This is a genomic window from Tundrisphaera lichenicola, assembly GCF_051175385.1.
Classification (GTDB): Bacteria; Planctomycetota; Planctomycetia; order Isosphaerales; family Isosphaeraceae; genus Tundrisphaera; species Tundrisphaera lichenicola.
In genome coordinates, this window is record NZ_CP195106.1 from 1,539,805 (window position 1) to 1,557,399 (window position 17,595).

The 17,595-nt window shown below is 63.4% G+C and carries 10 protein-coding genes; 7 read left to right on the plus strand and 3 right to left on the minus strand.

Going from position 1 to position 17,595, the window contains the following annotated elements:
• Window positions 1-17: 17 nt before the first annotated feature.
• Window positions 18-833: a hypothetical protein gene (locus P12x_RS06040; RefSeq protein ID WP_435009989.1), complete on the minus strand. Its 816-nt coding sequence runs from the start codon at window positions 831-833 to the stop codon at window positions 18-20.
• Window positions 834-1,780: 947 nt separating this feature from the next.
• Here P12x_RS06040 and P12x_RS06045 point away from each other — a divergent pair.
• Window positions 1,781-5,275, plus strand: coding sequence for a WD40 repeat domain-containing protein (locus P12x_RS06045; protein ID WP_435009990.1), 3,495 nt, complete (start codon window positions 1,781-1,783; stop codon window positions 5,273-5,275).
• A gap of 34 nt (window positions 5,276-5,309) precedes the next feature.
• Here P12x_RS06045 and P12x_RS06050 read toward each other — a convergent pair whose 3' ends face one another.
• Window positions 5,310-6,563: a molybdopterin molybdotransferase MoeA gene (locus P12x_RS06050; RefSeq protein ID WP_435009991.1), complete on the minus strand. Its 1,254-nt coding sequence runs from the start codon at window positions 6,561-6,563 to the stop codon at window positions 5,310-5,312.
• Between the two features lie 16 nt (window positions 6,564-6,579).
• Window positions 6,580-7,149 carry an anthranilate synthase component II gene (locus P12x_RS06055; RefSeq protein ID WP_435009992.1) on the minus strand — a complete coding sequence of 190 codons (570 nt, stop codon included), beginning with the start codon at window positions 7,147-7,149 and terminating at the stop codon, window positions 6,580-6,582.
• Between the two features lie 191 nt (window positions 7,150-7,340).
• Here P12x_RS06055 and P12x_RS06060 point away from each other — a divergent pair, with 191 nt between their 5' ends.
• The 6 genes from P12x_RS06060 (at window position 7,341) to acnA (ending at window position 17,290) form a co-directional block, all read left to right on the plus strand.
• Window positions 7,341-7,814, plus strand: a complete 474-nt coding sequence (locus P12x_RS06060) for a hypothetical protein (RefSeq protein ID WP_435009993.1) — start codon at window positions 7,341-7,343, stop codon at window positions 7,812-7,814.
• Window positions 7,815-8,210: 396 nt separating this feature from the next.
• The gene (locus tag P12x_RS06065; RefSeq protein ID WP_435009994.1) at window positions 8,211-9,164 is read left to right on the plus strand and encodes an ABC transporter ATP-binding protein; all 954 of its coding nucleotides are present in this window, start codon (window positions 8,211-8,213) and stop codon (window positions 9,162-9,164) included.
• Between the two features lie 189 nt (window positions 9,165-9,353).
• Window positions 9,354-11,792 carry a hypothetical protein gene (locus tag P12x_RS06070; protein WP_435009995.1) on the plus strand — a complete coding sequence of 813 codons (2,439 nt, stop codon included), beginning with the start codon at window positions 9,354-9,356 and terminating at the stop codon, window positions 11,790-11,792.
• Window positions 11,789-13,207 (plus strand): hypothetical protein, encoded by a 1,419-nt coding sequence (locus P12x_RS06075; protein ID WP_435009996.1) that lies wholly within the window; start codon window positions 11,789-11,791, stop codon window positions 13,205-13,207. Before P12x_RS06070 ends, P12x_RS06075 begins: the two co-directional genes overlap by 4 nt.
• Before the next feature lie 187 nt (window positions 13,208-13,394).
• Window positions 13,395-14,243: a menaquinone biosynthesis family protein gene (locus tag P12x_RS06080; RefSeq protein WP_435009997.1), complete on the plus strand. Its 849-nt coding sequence runs from the start codon at window positions 13,395-13,397 to the stop codon at window positions 14,241-14,243.
• A 230-nt stretch (window positions 14,244-14,473) separates the two neighbouring features.
• Entirely contained in the window at window positions 14,474-17,290 is a 2,817-nt protein-coding gene (gene acnA / locus P12x_RS06085) for an aconitate hydratase AcnA (protein ID WP_435009998.1), read from the plus strand.
• Window positions 17,291-17,595 lie beyond the last annotated feature (305 nt).

Consider the following 17,595-nt stretch of genomic DNA (forward strand, 5'->3'; position numbering starts at 1 on the left):
TTTTGGCGTCTCTGAGCTCAACGGACCGGAAAGCCGGGGAGCGAACTCTGCGCGCTCCGTCCGAACTTGATATTGAGGAGCAGGGCGAACTCGGCGTTGAACGGCTTGGGACCAGTCACCGGGGTGATGTAGGCCGCGGTCAGGATGGCCCGTCGGTTGAATTCGACGTTGACCCCGGCCGTCATGTCCAGGATGTCGGGCGTGGCGGCGATATCCGTGGCGCTGAAACCTCGGTGGTTGAGCGGGGTGGTCAGGTGAGCCTCGGCCAGCGGGACGATCGCCGTGAGGAACTTGTTGGGCTCGTTCGAGCGGTAGGCGTAGTAGCCGATCCCGATGTCATTGAAGAGTAGCGTCACATCTTGCGACATCGTCGGAACATTGATCGAAGAGAATCCCTGAGCATAGAAACGGTCGCGTGCGAAAATGAAACCCACGAACGGCTGGATCTGTGTGTCCCGGAAATAGCTGTAGAATTTATTGCCGCCGAAGGCTCCCGGCCCGGTGGGCGCGGTGACCTGGAGGCCCGCCGAGATCAGGTTGCCCTGATCGTCCGAGTAGAGGGCATATTTCGCGAAGATCGACAGGTCGCCCGGCGCAGTACTTGTGCCCCCGAGACCCTTAACATCGGCCGTGCTCTTCAGTGAAATCGTGTTCAGGGGGACGCGAAAGCCGACCGAAGCTCGGCCGTCGAGGATCGTCTTCTCGATCCCGAAAAGCTGGTGATAAACCTGGAGGTTTTCGACGGGAGTGCCTAGCCGTCGGTTCAGTGATGCGTTCACGTTGTCGAAGTAATTGAACGAATAAAAGACCCGATCCTGCGGCCTCGGACTCATGTTGTCCGAGATCTTCAAGCCGGTCAGTTTGACGAGGATGGACTGTCCTCGGGGATTGGCAATCCCCGGGTTTCCACCGCCAGGGGGGGGCGGTGGGGTGGGAGTTGGGAGGTCGGGAAACCTGGAGCTGGCCGCGGGTTTCGGCAGGCCAAGGACCCGGATTTGAGAAATCGGGGAGAAGTCTCCGACGAGTCCGGGAGGGGCACCCCGATCGCCTCCACCCCCCGCGAAGCCGCCCTGATTTGCCGCAAATCCGGCATCGGCCCCAAAGTCTCCCGGAGCCCCTCCTGGAGCGTCTGATCCTCCCGTGAACGCTCCGGAACCTGTCCCGTCGTCGGGGACCGAAAGCGGTGTCCCGTCGGGGCCGACTGGCCCGCCTCCGGGTATCGAGCCCGATCCCCCCATTTGGAATGAGGGGTAGGTCGATTCGGATTGCGGGCTACTCAGATAGGGACCAGTTGTCGTCGGTCCCTCCTGGGCCATCGTCCTGGCCGAGGGTACGATTAACATGGCGGTCAGAGCCGCGAGGCGGCTCAGTTGCGTCGTCCTTCGCATGGCTCGACCACTCCTCCTGGTAGGTCCGCTCTCCCGGAGTGTTGAGGGCAACCGGCCCTCACCGGCCGATTTCCTCCCCCCGGGCTCATTCATGGCCTCCGGCCACGCGGCGTTTCGATCGGATTCACCTTCCTGGATCATCAGACCGGACGCGTCGGGAGAACGGATCGGAGCTGGTCCGAGGTCCTCCACCGTACCCCCATACATCGTCTTCTCCAAACGTCTTGCTTGCACCTTTTGCAAGAGCTATTGAGAATCAGGTGAGCTGAGGAAATGGCCTGGCTTAAATTCCAACCGAATCCGCTCAAGGCATCGCTCGGTCACGCTAGGCTCGATCGGCCGTAATCTCTTTCAATCACTTCTTTTTAATCGCCCGGTGATCGATGCGCAACATGGGCAATCGTCGTCAAATCGCCCGAAATGTCGGACTGATCGTCCTATCGCTTGTCCTTGCCGGCCCGGCAAGGGCTCAGGTCGCTCCGAGTGATTTATTCACTGAACCTGTCCTTATCCTCACCGGAGATGGGCATCATGCGCCGGTCCGATCGATGCTTTTCACGCCCGATGGGGCGCAACTCCTGACCGGGGGGATGGACAAGGTGGTCCGGGTCTGGAATCTCGGGGCCGACCGGACCCGGCTGGCCCGGACGCTTCGCCCTCCGATCTGGCGAGGGGGGCGGGGCGAGGTCAACGCCCTGGCGATCTCGCCCCGAGGGGCCGAGGACGGCCGGCGACTCCTCGCGGTCGCTGGTTATGGAGTTCTCGCGGATCGTGGCGAAATCCTCCTCTTTGACGACCCCGGCCAATCGGGCCAGGGGACCGGAGACGTCCGGGGTCAGCTCTCGGCGAGGCCAGCGGTTGATGGTCACCCCGGCGAGCCCGGTCACTCCGATGTCGTGACCTCGATGGCCTTTACGCCCGATGGTAAATATCTCGCCTCTGCCAGCAACGATCGGACTGTCCGGATCTGGGACGTGGCCGGTCGCCGCCAGGTTTCGGTGATGGACCAGGCAACCGGACCGATTAACTCGATCGCGATTTTCGCCGAGGGGACGCGATTGGTCGCTGGCGGGCGGGATGCAACACTTCGCCTCTACGATATCAGCGATCGGGCTCGCCCTCGATTCCTCGCCCAGTCCGGCCGGACCCCCGGCAACCCGCTCTCGGGGACAATCCTTTCGCTGGCCGTGACCCCGGACAATCGATGGATTTTTGTGGGGACCGAGGGGGCAGGGTTGATCCGTTACGAAACGGCCACGATGGCCGGGGCCATTCTAAAAGCATCTCCCGGCCCAGTCCTGGCGGTGGCCGTCAGTCCGAACGGTCAGAGGTTGGCGACCAGCAGCGTGGCTCGGAAAGTCGCCGGTCGTCCCGACGACCCCCAGACTCTCGCCTGCCTCGTCGAGGTTCGCTCGGTTCCGGATGCCAGGGTCCTGGAGACGATGCCCGCGACTTCCAACCTGGTCTTCACGCTCGCGTTCAGCCCGGATAGTCGGAGGTTGGCCTATTCTGGCGGAGATTCGCAGGCAATCTATCTCAAGTCGATGGCCGAAAATGCCCCACCTCCCGAAGAAATTCCTGGGCAGGGGTCAAGTCTCTGGGACGTTGGCTTTCGATCGGATAGCCAAGCCGTTCGGTTCGCCCGGATCCGACCTCAGGTGCCCGGTCAGGCGGAGAATTACGAAGCATTTGATCTCCGAGGCCGATTCCTGTTCGATCCGGAGCCGGGTGAGCCCGCCTATCGCCACGCCACCGCAATCGAGGCGGGCTGGACGATCCGCCCGATCCGCCCAGGTCTCGTCAGTCGAGTGGATTTCCTCAATTCTCAGGGGCAGGGCTGGCCGGGACAACTCGACCTGGAGGACGAGCGGCGCTATTACAGCTACACCTTGATCCCTCCTAATGCCGAGGCCGGTCATCTCGAACCGGTTGCGGCGGTGGGCTGCGAAACGGGGGTCGTCCTCTGGAACCTGGCGAATGGTCGGAGGACCCGGTTCCTCAATGGTCACTCCGGCCCGGTCTACTCGATGGCCTCCTCACCGGACGGGAAATGGCTCGTGACCGGCTCGTCCGACCAGACCCTCCGGCTCTGGCCCCTGGCCGGTTGCGACCGACCCGCCCCCTTCGGAGCGCGCTTCGATCGTCGGGCCGACGGCGTTTGGATCGTCGGGGAGGTCACTCCTGGGGGTTTCGCCGATGGGATCAAGCTGAAGCCCGGGCAGGTCATCGAGAAATTCTTCGTCGGCCCGGTTGAGCAGTCGAAGGCACAGACCGATGCGATCCTGCCGGTCCTCGATGCCCAGCCCCCGACCACCATGTTCAGCTTGTACGCCAGGATGGGGCAGGAGCCCGAGCTTCTCCGGGCCGGATCGACCAAACGCGACTCCCCCGCGCTGACGCTCTTCCCGGCCGCCGATCGAGAGTGGGTCCTATGGACACCTCGTGGCCACTACGACACGTCCGTCGAGGGGGATCGCAAATACCTCGGCTGGTTGACCAACCGTGGCAGTGTGGCCCAACTCCAGTCGGCTCGATTTGATACGATCGACAAGTTTGAGAAACGGTTCCGACAGCCCAAGGCCCCGGCCCCGAACGTCCTGGACCGACTCCTCGACACGGGGGATCCGCTCGGTGCCCTGGCCGCGCTCCTCCCCGTCGCCCCGACGACCCCGGGACCTCGGAACAGTGGGATGGAGGAAGTCGCGCTCACCCCGGGTCCCTCTCCTGATATCCCCGCGCCCGTCGGCCCGGCACCGGGGCCGGGTAACCCCGCCTTGGCGGTGGGAGGCCGGATCTTGCTGGACTATGCGATCCGAGCCGCAACTGGTGCCGCACGGATCGCTCGAGCCTCGATCCTGGTCGATGGCAAGTCGGTCGCTCCCATCGCCATCGAAGCCGACGGGGCATCGGTCGCCGGTCGGGTCGATCTTCCTGTCCCGGGGGGGCGGGCTTCCGTGTTGACCCTGGAAACGGTGGATACCCTCGGCGTCGTCCGGACGACTCAACTTCCCGTCTCGAATCCCGAGCCACCCGCGCCCGGCCGTCGAGCCTCGCGACTCGAAATCATCGCGATCGGCTCGGAATCATTCGCTGATAAGCGGTTGCCCCCGATTCCTCACGCCCGGCGCGATGCCGAAGACCTGGCCCAATTTCTCAAAGATCGGCTCATCGACCCCGCGACCGGGAGCCGCTTCGCGCCCGAACGCGTCCGGGTCCGGACTTTCGTCGACCGCGAGGTTGCGGCTGGTCCGTTGACCGAGGCGCTCGACGACCTCAGATCGGGGGAGGGGAGCGAGGCCCTCAATTCCGATGACGTGGTGGCTCTGGTCCTCGAGACGCATTTCTTCTCGCACCGATCCGAGCCCATGTTCGCCACGGCAGAGCCCCCCGACGACCTGGCTCCCCCGTCGATCTCGGCTGCCGATCTCTCTGAACGACTGGGTACTCTCGCAAGGCTAGGGTGCCGGGTGGTCGTCCTGCTCGACTCCGTTCACAAGATCGAGTCGATGTCTCGCGAGGAAAATCTCGAGATCAAGGACTGGATTCGCCAGCTCCAGGCGAATAGCCACGTTGCGAGCTTCATCGCTGCCGATCATGGGCCGAGCCGGCCGATCCCCGGACCTCGCCCCTCGGTCGGGCCTCACCGGGCCTTCGCTGAGGGATTCCTGAGTGTTCTCGAAGCCCGGAGCGCCGGTCGGCTTCGGACCCCAGGAAACGGCCCGATGACCCTGTTCGAGTTTCAGAGGACCCTGATCGATTCGGTCCTGGAGAGGACCGGTCGTAAGCAGCATGCGCGGGGTTACTTGCCCGAGACGATCTCCATGGATGCATTTTTCCTCGATGCCAGGGAGGACGTCGAGGCTCGTCCTGTTTCCTTGAAGGACTGAACGACTTGGTCCGATGGACTATGCTTCAATGGATTCAAGGGTTAAGCGGCAGAAACGAAATATCTTCTCCCCCTAGATACTCCCGATCCCCCGCCGCAAACACGGCGAATCCATCGGCCAGGGCCACGGTTCGGAGGTCGGCGGAACCGGCCCAATCGAGCGGGATGGCCCGGCCTTCCACCAGGCGGGCGGGGTGGTAGGTCGGGCGATCGCCTCGATGAGAAAATGGCCCGTCGAGTTTCGCCGAGATCTGTCGTGGTGGAGATGGCTTTCGACCGGCGAGGGCATCGAGGGCGGGTCGGACGAACAGGAGGAATCCGACCACGCCGCTCACCGGATTTCCCGGCAGGCCGAAGACGAGAGTGGGTTGCTTGTAACCCCGAGGCGGGCCGATCCCGAACCAGAGGGGCTTGCCGGGCTTGACGTTGACCTTGTGGAAGATCGGCTCGACTCCGAGATCCAGTAGGGTCGCAGGGACGAGATCCTTGGTCCCGGCCGAGACTCCCCCGCTGACGATCAATACGTCGACCAATCCGGGCATCGACTCCGCGGATCTCGTCCGATCCTCCTTCATCCAGAGTTCCCGGCCCAGGGCGTCTCGGAGCCTGGCGGGATCATCGGGCGCGACCGGAGATTCGAACGCATGGCGGAACCCCCAGGCCCTTGCCAGGCTAGCGAGCATCACCCCATTCGAATTGCGGATCTGACCGGGGCCGGGACGCTCGGAGGCCGATACCAGTTCATCGCCGGTCGGCAAGATCGCGATTGAAGGTTGAGGAATAGCCAGGACTTCCGCCCGACCTGCTGAGGCGATCAAGCCGACCTTGGCGGGGTCGATCGTGATGCCTCGCGGGAGCAGGACTTCTCCGGCTTTCATCTCCCGGCCTTGAGGAAGCCGAAACTGCCCCGACGCGATCGGGCCCGACACAATAACGTGATCCCCCTCCATCCGTGAACGTTCGATCATAACCACCGCATCGGCCCCGGAGGGAAGGGGGGCCCCGGTCATGATCCGGGAGGCCTCGCCTTGACCAAGGGTTCGCGATGGCGTCCGGCCTGCGGTGATCTCTTCCACCACCAGTAGGGCTCGCTCGCCATCGGACGAGAGATCGGCCGATCGGACGGCATAGCCATCCATCAAGGCCTTGTCGAAGGGGGGGAGGTCGATGTCGGCGGCGATTTCCTCCGCCAGGGTCAAGCCAACCGCGTCGATGAGCGGGGTTGACCGCGCCCGAGGTGGCACACAATGGCGGAGGATGGCCTCGGTTGCCTCGTCGACGCTCAGCATGGAGCGGATCCCCGGCTCATCGCCCCACGAAGTTCTTGAGGAGCTTGGTGCCTTCGAGCGTCAGGAAGCTCTCGGGGTGATACTGGACACCTTCGAGAGGGAACGACTCGTGGCGCACCCCCATGATCTCGTCCTGATCGGTCCGGGCCACGACCCGGATCGAGTCGGGCAAGGTCCCCGGCCGGATCACCAGGCTATGGTAACGAGTCGCTTCGAACGGGTTGGAGAGCCCCCGGTAGACCCCCTGATTGTCATGATAGATCAGGGAGGTCTTGCCGTGCATGATCCGCCCGGCCCGGACGATCTCGCCTCCGAAGACCTGTCCGATGCACTGGTGTCCCAGGCAGACGCCCAGGGTCGGGATCTTCGGCGCGAATCGCTCGATCGCAGCCTGCGAGATCCCCGCCTCATTCGGCGTGCAGGGCCCCGGCGAGATGATCAGGTGGGTCGGTCGCTTCGCCTCGATCTCGTCCAGCGCGATCCCGTCGTTGCGGACGACCAGGACATCGAGCGTGGGGTCGATCTCACCGAGCCGCTGGACCAGGTTGTAGGTGAATGAGTCGTAGTTGTCGATCAGGACGATCATGGGGACTCTCAACCGTCGGCACTCGATGGGCCGACCTCCGTAACCCGGTGCGACCGCTTTTCCGAATCTTACCCGGTTAACCCGATCATCGGAAGGGAACCGGGGACTCGATTGCCGACACGCCGCACTCGGCGCGGTTAGATTACCATTTTGTAGGCCCACTAGATGGTAATTGACACGGAGGTATGGAAATGGCGTGCATGGTCGGTTCGGTGACGATTCTGATCGCGATGACCTCGACGGGCGGGATTTTCTTCAATCGGAATCCCAATCACCTGGTCCTTCCCCCTCAACCAGGCTACGGAGTTGGCTTCCCCAACGGGAATCCCGACGGCTACGGTTGGGTTGAACCTGGCGTGATGATGCCCCTGACGGCCGACCGGACGCCGGATTATTACTTCCCGCGTTATCTAGCCGTCCCCGCTTCGCAACTCCTGCTTCCGAATTACTACAACCCTTACATTTCGCGAGGTCAGCGATTCCTCCCCTATTCGGGTTGCGGAGGCCCTCACCCGGCCAGCGGGCCCCCCGTGGCCCCTGCGGTCGAATCGGTCCATCCTTATAATGAAACCCTGAACGATCGGCCTCGAACCAGCGTCCCGACCTTCAGTGGTCGCGTTGAAGCGACTCCGGACACCTCCACGACTTCGGGATTACGTCCCTGACGCGCTCCTGGGGGACCGACGCATCGTCCCTGCATGCTCCATCGGCGGCCGGGACGAATCGTTTCTTGTCCCCATCGAAAGTTGGTACCCATGCTTGCCAAGGTAATCTTGGGGAAGATACGATAACTCCTTCGTCTCCGAGAGCCTCCTCGACGAGCTCGATCGGCCCGAGGATGGTCCTCGAATTTTTCTTCGAACCTTTTTGGATTCGCGAACGTAGCTGGCATAAGGTCGGCCGCACCCGGGGTCTCTGGTCTTCGTCCTCATTCCCATGTTCATCTCGTCCCAGAGTCGTCCGTCCGAGCCTCCTCGCCGGTGTCGTTCCAGCTCGACCCATCCAGGAACGGGGTCATCGCGTCCCGACCCATCCTTCACCGTTATCAAAGGCACCTAGCGATGAGCCGCGACGTCATCATCGAGACACGAAACCTGACCAAGGTTTACCGCGACTTCTGGGGCCGACCCAAGGTCCAGGCGCTCAAGGCGCTCGACCTTAAGGTCAATAAGGGGGAGATCTTCGGCGTGCTCGGCCCGAACGGGTCGGGCAAGACGACGACCATCAAGCTCCTCCTCGGCCTGCTATTCCCCACCGAAGGCGACGCGTTCATCTTCGGCGAGCCGACCTCCAACGTCGCCAAGAACGAGCGGATCGGCTACCTCCCCGAGGAGTCGTATCTGTACAAGTTCCTCAACGCCGAGGAGACGCTGCATTTCTACGGCCGGCTCTTCAAGATCTCCAAGGCCGAGCGGACCAAGCGGGTAGGTCGCCTGATCGACATGGTCGGCCTGAACGCCGCCAAGCACCGCCAACTTCGCGAGTACTCCAAGGGGATGCAACGCCGGATCGGTCTGGCCCAGGCCCTGATCAATAATCCGGAGTTGATCCTGCTCGACGAGCCGACCTCGGGCCTCGACCCGATCGGCACGGCCGAGATCAAGGAGTTGATCCGCGACCTCAAGACCCAAGGCAAGACGGTCGTCCTCTCGGGTCACCTCCTGGCGGACATGCAGGACATCTGCGACCGGATCGCGATCCTCCACCGGGGCGAACTCAAGGAACTGGGCAAGGTGTCCGACCTGCTGACGGTCCAGGACGTCACCCAGATCAAGACGCGCGACCTGCCCGAGGCCGCCATCGACGAGATCCGGGCCGTGATCCAGCGACATGGGGCCGAGCTCTTGGCCGTCGATCATCCCACGACGACCCTGGAAGAGCTCTTCCTCCGGATCGTCCGCGAGAGCGATCTGCACCCCGGCCGCCGACGCGTCGGGGACAAGCCGATCGACGGGGCACCCGGCAAGCCGGCGCCCGTGTCGGACGAGCTCGCCGGGTCGCCGACCAAGCGCTGATTTGGCCTGACCGGGGCCGGGACCCATCGACTCCGGCCCGTCATCCATGGATTCGATCCCGAACTCCTGGACGATCGCTCGTCCGGGATCGTCTCGACCCGTCCGATCCGGGGCCGTTCGCCATACCTCCATTTCGTTATCCGAATCGGCGGCCGCCGTCAGTGCCCGCGCTCGAGGAGCCTCACCGCGATGAACCTGCTTCCGTCCGTCATGTTCTGGGCGCAAGCCAAGCTGCCCGGAATTCCCGACTGGTTGGTACCAATCGAAGAGTGGCTTTACGTCTTCGGGGAACCGAGCGTCTCGATCCCCGGCGTCCTGGGAGGCCTGATCACCTGGTTGAAAGTGGTGGGCCTGTTCGCCCTGCTGGCCTGGGTCTTCTCCTGGGTGGCTTCGGCGGTCCGGACCCGCGAGAAGGCCCGGACCAACGTCCTCGACATCGCGGCCCTGGTATCCCTGCTCGGCTGCCTGGGCGCGGTCGTGCTGAACGTCCTCCAGTCGACGAAAAGAATCGCGCCACTGAACGTCGGCGGTATTTCGGTTTCGAACACGACCGCGCTGGTATTCGGCCTGGTGATCCTGCTCTGGATCGAGCGATCGCTCTGGACTTCGATCCGACGGCTCGGCTCTAAAGGGGACGGGATGGTCCTGGCCGGGATCCACCTGGCCATCGGCCTGGGGATCGTGGTGGCCTACCTTCGACTGACCGCGATGGTCGCCATGGCGAACGCGACCGGGGAGTCTTCGGTTAGCTTCTCGATCGGGCGGGCGATCTTCGAAGGGGTCAGGCTGGGTGCGACCTACATGGGCCTGGTGGTCCTGGCTCGCGTCTCCTGGCTACTCCTTCCCGAACTGCTCGCGATGAGGCCCAGGCGGCTCTTCGCGATTGCCCGTCTGGCGATCATCGAATCGACCCGGAAGATGTGGGCGCCTTATGTGGTGATCGTGCTCTTCGCGGTCATCCTGGCCTTCACCCACTGGTTCCTGCCGGCTCCGCTCCAGAGGCCGGCGGAACTGGGCCGGATCTATGTCGGGACCTTGATGCTCCTCTGCATGCTCCTGCTGACCATCATGGTGACGGTCCTGGCCCCGATCAGCCTCCCCCAGGACATCCAGGCCCAGACGATCTACACCGTCGTCACCAAGCCGGTCCGCCGGCTTGAAGTGGTCTGGGGTCGGATCGTCGGCTACATGGCGATCGTGACCGTGCTGGTCCTGGTCTTCGGCATGATCAGTCTGCTCTATCTCTACCGAAATGTCGGAGGGACCCGCGACGAGATCGTGGCGCAGGCCGAGAAGATCCAGGCGACCGACCCCGACCGTGCCCGGTTCCTTTACGATCAGGCCGAGCAACTGGAGACCCGGATGTCGGCCCGAGTGCCGGTGAAGGGGGCCTTGACGTTCATCGACTCTCGCGGAACTCCCCAGATCCGCGGGATCGATGTCGGTCAGGAACTAGAATTCCGGAGCCATATCGAGGGCGGGACGCCGGCCGCGGCCATCTGGCATTACGGCGTGGTCCCCGATCCTTTCGAGCCCAAGCGCCTGATCGACCGGCGGATCCCGGTCTCCTCGCTCCTGGTCCCCGGGACGATCGAGGCGATCGAGAATGATGCGATGGTCCTCGAATTCGGGATCGAGGCCCTCGAGCGTCGCAAGCAAGAGCCCAACGTCAAGGCCGCCCAGGTCGCCGCCGATACCGCCGAGGCGACCCGGGTGAAAGGCCAGATCCAGACGCTCCGCGAGGATTCGGCCAAGCTCAAGGCCAGGTTCGACGAACTGACGGCCAAGGCCAAGGCCGCCAAGGACCCGGACGAAATCGACCGACTCCGTCGCGAGGCTGCCGAACTCCACTCGCCCCCGATCCCCGTGGAAATGACCTTCACGATCTACCGGACGACCAAGGGCCGCGTCGGCGACCCGGTCTACGCCGAGATCGAGGTCGAGAACCCCCGGACCAACGTGGGCAAGTTCAAGGACACATTCCCGATCCACGAGTACTACACCAACAAGCGACTGCTCCCGTCGTCATTCCTGGTGGGATCCCTCGGTTCCTTGACCGTCACGATTCGTTGCCAGAGCCCGACCCAGTACCTGGGGATGGCCGAGAGCGACTTCTACCTCCTGGCCAATTCGGGCGACTTCGGCACGAACTTCATGAAGGGGCTTTTCGGGATCTGGCTCCAGGCCATGGTCCTGACCTCGATTGGCGTGTTCGCCGGGACCTTCCTCAGCTGGCCGGTGGCCCTGCTGTTCACGATCGCGTTCTTCGTCGCGGGACATGCAGCATTCTCGATCCTCCGCGACTTCTTCCTCCAGTCGATGATCGGCGGCGGTCCGTTTGAATCCTTGATCCGCCTGATCTCCCACGACAACCAGATGAGCGACCTGGCCCCAACCCTGGGGGTGGTCGTGGCCAAGACGTTCGACTCGGTGGTCATGCCCGTGATGTCGACGATGGTTTACCTCATCCCCAACCTGGCCGCACTTGACGTGAGCAACACCGTGGCCGAGGGCTTCGCCGTGAGCTGGCCCCTGATCATCCAGAACACGCTGGTCGCGCTGGCGTACGCGGTACCCTTCTCGATCGGCGGCTACTTCATCCTCAAGAATCGGGAGGTGGCGGCGTGAGTTACCTCACCAACATGCAGCGTAAGATCATCTTCTCGGTCGGCATCCTCGTCCTCTTCTCGGTCATGTACCCCTACAAGGAGTATCTGAAGAAGGAGGCCGATAAGAAGGATCTCGGCGAAGCCACGATCGGCGAGGTCGACACCGGCAGCTTCGTCCTCAAGTTGTTCCTGCTGGGGGGCTTCCGAGGGATGGCCGCCAACGTCCTCTGGACTCGTGCAATCGACTTCCAGAAGATCCAGGAATGGGACAAGCTCAAGGTGACGGTCGACATGATCACCAAGCTCCAGCCCCACTTCCTCTCGATCTGGACGTTTCAGAGCTGGAATCTCACCTATAACGTCTCGGTCGAGTGGGACGCCCCCGAGGACAAGTACGAGTGGATCAAGCGGGGCATCAAGTTCGTCGAGGACGGCGTCAAGAAGAACCAGAAGTCGCCCGACCTGATCTGGGACACCGCGTGGTACTACTACCACAAGCTCGGTTTCTCCGACGAGTCGATCATCCTCCGGCGCCTCTTCCGCGATGACGACGACGAGTCGTTCAAGCGCAGCCCACTCCCCGGCGGGAACATCTATCACGACAACTTCCAGCTCGGCCACGACTGGTTCGTCAAGGCGGTCAACCTGGTCGACGATGGCGAAACTCGCCAGAAAGCCGGGACCGTCGAGGTTGTCGAGCACGTGGACGCCCCCGCCCAGCGAAAGGGTCAGCAGGGTGACCTCCCGTTCCGCTCCATGCCCGCCCATGCCCAGACGCGTTACGCAATCGGCCTGGAAAAAGAGAGCATGAAGGGGATCGAGGCCACCTTCGGCCCGAGGGCCCAGAACGAGTGGCTCAAGGCCCATGAAGAGTGGGATAAGTTCGGACATCACGTCTTCGACGCGCACAACGAGGTGCCGATCGACGGCAAGCTGGTCCGCGACAAGATCCTGCTCGATAACAACAACATCACCAGCCCGGAGAAGTGGGCGACCCTGAGCCCGAACGAGAAATACTGGTCGGATCGCTGGGCCGACCAGATGAACTATCCTTACTGGAAGGATCGTTGCTCGGCCGAGATGGAAGAGGATGGCACCAAGGCCCGGAAACTGTTCTACGAAGGGACCAAGGCCTACAAGTCGGCCGACTTCCCGCTCGCGGTCCTGAAGTTCAAGGAAGGGCTGGAGATCTGGGATAAGCTCCTGGAAAAACACCTACCGTATCGCCGCGACGACCTGAACAAGAAAGATACCGGTTTGATCGTCAAGCGTTACGACCGTGCTTGCAAGCAGTCCCAGGTCGAAGTGCCCCCCAACACCCCGTTCTACGACCTCCTCAAGGTTTACGACGGCGACAACAGCAAGGATCCGTTCGACGCGCTGGAAATGCTCGACAACTCCAGCCGATCGGAATCCTCGCCCCAGCCTCGTTGAGCTTCCGAAAAGCTGGAATCCGGTCGAATCGGGGCGGGCCATCGGGCCTGCCCCGTTCGCGTTCCGGGGACTCCCCTTGGTGACGGAGGCCCGAATTGCCTACCATATCAACGTGAGGGCGGCCCGACCCGGACGCGGTCCCGGCCCGAGAGCCGCCCCTCCGTCTCACTCCAGGCCCGAATCGCCAATGACCACCGCCGTTCGCCGGACCATCCGGGTCGGGCATAGCCCCGACTCCGACGACGCCTTCATGTTTTACGCCTTGACCCACGACAAGCTCGACAACGTCGACCTCCAGTTCGTCCACCAGCTCGAAGATATCGAGACCCTGAACAACCGGGCCTTGAAGGGTGAGCTGGAAGTCTCCGCCGTCAGCATCCACGCCTTCGCCCACCTGGCCGACAAGTACGCCTTGCTCGCCTCGGGATGCAGCATGGGCGACCAGTATGGTCCCAAGCTGATCGCCCGCGAGCCGATGACGCTCGAACAGGCCCGCGAAAAAACGATCGCCATCCCCGGCAAGCTCACCACGGCCTATCTGACCCTCCAGCTTTGCCTTGGCAAGGATGTGAAGGTCCAGGTCATGCCCTTCGACCAGATCCTGCCGGCCGTGGCCGAAGGGAAGGTCGACGTCGGCCTGATCATCCACGAGGGGCAGCTCTTCTACCAGGACAAAGGACTCCACCAGATCGTCGACCTCGGTCAATGGTGGATGGGCCAGACCGGCCTCCCGCTCCCGCTCGGCGGTAACGTGGTCCGCAAGGATCTGGGCGAGGAAACCGTCAACGAGATCGCCCGCCTCCTCCGCGAGAGCATCGAATATGCCCTGGCCAACCGCCAGGAAGCCCTGGACTACGCCCTGAATTACGCCAGGGACCTCGACCCCAAACTCGCCGACCAGTTCGTCGGGATGTACGTCAATCAGTGGACCGTCGACTACGGCCCGAGAGGACGCGAGGCTGTCCGGACCTTGCTCAACAAGGCCAGCGAGGCTGGCTTGATCCCGGGCAAGCTCGACGTCCAGTTCGTCGGCTGAAATCGATCACCGGGAGCGGAAGCGGGTGGCCTGGATCGGTTGGGATCGTTCGATCGCCACGATCCCAACCGATCCAGGTCGGCCCATCGGCTTTGCCCTGCACAATTTTCGAGGGCCAGACTCTCTCGTGACAGCCCCGATCCGGTTAGACTGGTGCCATCCTCGGCCCTGAACCCCGCGACGTGGCGATCGACCTGACATCATGGCCGACCTTGGAGAGCTTCCGACCCATGCCCAATAGCTTCGGCTCGCTGGCCACGTTCCCGGTGGACGGCCGGACCTTTCGGTACTATCGTCTCGACGCCCTTCGCGATCAGAACGTCGACATCGATCGGTTGCCGTTCTCGCTCAAGATCCTACTGGAAAACCTGCTCCGGAACGAGGACGAGAACACCGTCACTCGAGAAGATATCCTGGGACTGGCCAACTGGGATCCCAAGGCCGTTCCCAGCCGCGAGATCGCCTTCCGCCCAAGCCGGGTCCTGCTCCAGGACTTCACCGGCGTGCCTGCGGTGGTCGATCTCGCCGCCATGCGTGACGCGATGCAGCGGATGGGGGGCGATCCGAAGAAGATCAACCCCCTGCAACCCGTGGAACTGGTGATCGACCACTCGGTCCAGGTCGACGAGGCCGGTACATCCCAGGCATTCCTCACCAACGCCGAGCTGGAGTTCTCCCGGAACCGCGAACGGTACGCCTTCCTCCGGTGGGGGCAGAACGCCTTCCAGAACTTCCGGGCGGTCCCCCCCGACACCGGGATCGTGCATCAAGTCAACGTCGAGTACCTCGCCCGCGTCGTCTTCAATACGGCCGACATGGAGGATTACGACGGTAAGTCGGAGCCGATGGCCTACCCCGACACCCTGGTCGGGACCGACTCGCACACGACGATGATCAACGGCCTGGGTGTCCTGGGATGGGGCGTCGGCGGGATCGAGGCCGAGGCGGCCATGCTCGGCCAGCCGGTCTCGATGCTGGTCCCGCAGGTCATCGGCTTCCGGCTCGTGGGCTCGCTGCCCGAGGGGGCCACGGCCACCGACCTCGTCCTGACGGTCACCGAGCAACTCCGCCGGAAGGGCGTCGTCGGCAAGTTCGTCGAGTTCTTCGGCGAAGGGCTGGCCAACCTCCCCCTGGCCGACCGGGCGACGATCGCCAACATGGCCCCCGAATATGGCGCGACTTGCGGGATCTTCCCGATCGACGTCGAGACCCTTCGCTATCTCGAACTCTCGGGGCGAAATAAGGATCAGATCCGACTGGTCGAGGAATACGCGAAGGCCCAGGGTCTCTTCCACACCGCCGACACTCCCGCCGCCTCGTACTCGGACACGCTCGAACTGGACCTCTCCACGGTCGAGCCCAGCATTGCCGGGCCCAAACGTCCCCAGGACCGCGTCCGGCTCGTCGACGCCAAGGAGTCGTTCCACAAGGCGCTGAAGGCGATGGTCGAGGCCAAACCCCCGGCGACCAAGGCATCCGGGCTCTCGGCCACGACCGACGTCAAGAGTGAGGACCGCCTCGAAAGTGAAGGGGGTGGCGGGACCGCCGTCGGTACCGAGGACCCGGAAGCCCCGGCGGCGAGCGAGACACCGCTCCGACAGGGCCACGTCGAGCACGGCTCGATCGTGATCGCGGCCATCACCAGTTGCACCAATACTTCCAATCCTTCGGTCATGGTGGCGGCGGGCCTGGTGGCCAAGAAGGCGGTCGAACGCGGCCTATCGACCAAGCCCTGGGTCAAGGCCAGCCTCGCCCCCGGCTCCAAGGTGGTGACCGACTATCTCGACGATTCGGGACTGACCCCCTACCTGGACAAGCTCCGCTTCAACCTCGTCGGCTATGGTTGCACCACTTGCATCGGAAACTCCGGCCCACTCCCGCTCGAGATCTCCCAGGCGATCCACGACGATGACCTCGTGACCGTCGCGGTCCTCTCGGGGAACCGGAACTTCGAGGGGCGGATCAACTCCGATGTCCGGGCCAACTACCTGGCCTCCCCACCCCTGGTGGTGGCCTACGCCCTGGCCGGGTCGATGGATGTTGACCTCACCAGCGACCCCATCGGCCAGGATACCCAGGGCAAGCCCGTTTACCTCAAGGACATCTGGCCGACCCAGTCCGAGGTGGCCGAGACCATCCTCAAATCGGTCCGGGCCGAGATGTTCCACAAGGAATACGGTGAGGTCTTCAAGGGGGACGAGCGATGGAATTCGCTCCCGGTCCCCGCGGGCGACCTCTACGAGTGGGACGATAGCTCGACTTACGTGAAGAACCCGCCCTATTTCGTCGGGATGCCCGACCAACCCCCGCCGTTCGAGGCCATCCAGAACGCACGGGCGCTGGCCGTCCTCGGCGACAGCATCACGACCGACCACATCTCGCCGGCGGGCTCGATCAAGGTCCAGGGCCCGGCGGGACGATACCTCTCGGAACATGGTGTTCCGGTCAACGAATTCAACTCCTACGGATCGCGTCGAGGGAACCACGAGGTGATGGTCCGCGGGACCTTCGCCAACATCCGACTCAAGAACAAGTTGGCCCCGGGAACCGAAGGGGGCGTGACCCGTCACCTTCCCGACGGCGAGGTCATGTCGATCTTCGACGCCTCGGAACTCTACCGAGCCGAGGGCGTCCCGCTCGTGGTCCTGGCGGGGAAGGAATATGGTTCAGGTTCCTCGAGAGACTGGGCGGCCAAGGGGCCCAAGCTCCTGGGAATCCGCGTCGTGATCGCCGAGAGTTACGAGCGAATCCACCGATCGAATCTGGTCGGGATGGGTATCCTCCCGCTCCAGTTTGGTGCCGGAGATAGCGTGGAAGCCCTGGGCCTGACCGGCGAGGAACTTTTCTCGATCGAGGGCCTGGCCGAAGGTCTGGCCGGCGGTTTCCAGGACGGTCGCGAGGTGACGGTCCTCGCCGTCAAGCCGGACGGCACCGAAGATCGATTCACCGCGACGGTCCGGATCGACACGCCCCAAGAAATCCGTTACTATCAGCACGGTGGGATTCTCCCCTACGTCCTTCGACAACTCCTCTCGGGCAAGGAATAGTTGAAGGCGGTCGTTGATTTCCCCGGTCGGTCCCGGCCCCCTTCCCGGGGACTGGGGACGCCCTCCGTGGGAACTCCAGATCTGAATTGACATCGAGCCGCCTGGAACGAGGCGACGGGTTTTGGTTAAGATCGCTTCCTGGTTTGCATGGTTCCGTGGTCGGCCGATCCTTCCCGAAGCCCCACGGTCGTCTGTTGGCCCGTCCAACGGTGTCCCTGTCCCGCACTCGCCCACCTATCCCGATGCGCCGGCGTCCCCCGCCTCGACGCGGCCTCCCGGCGGTGGCATCTTTCAGGAGTCGGCCT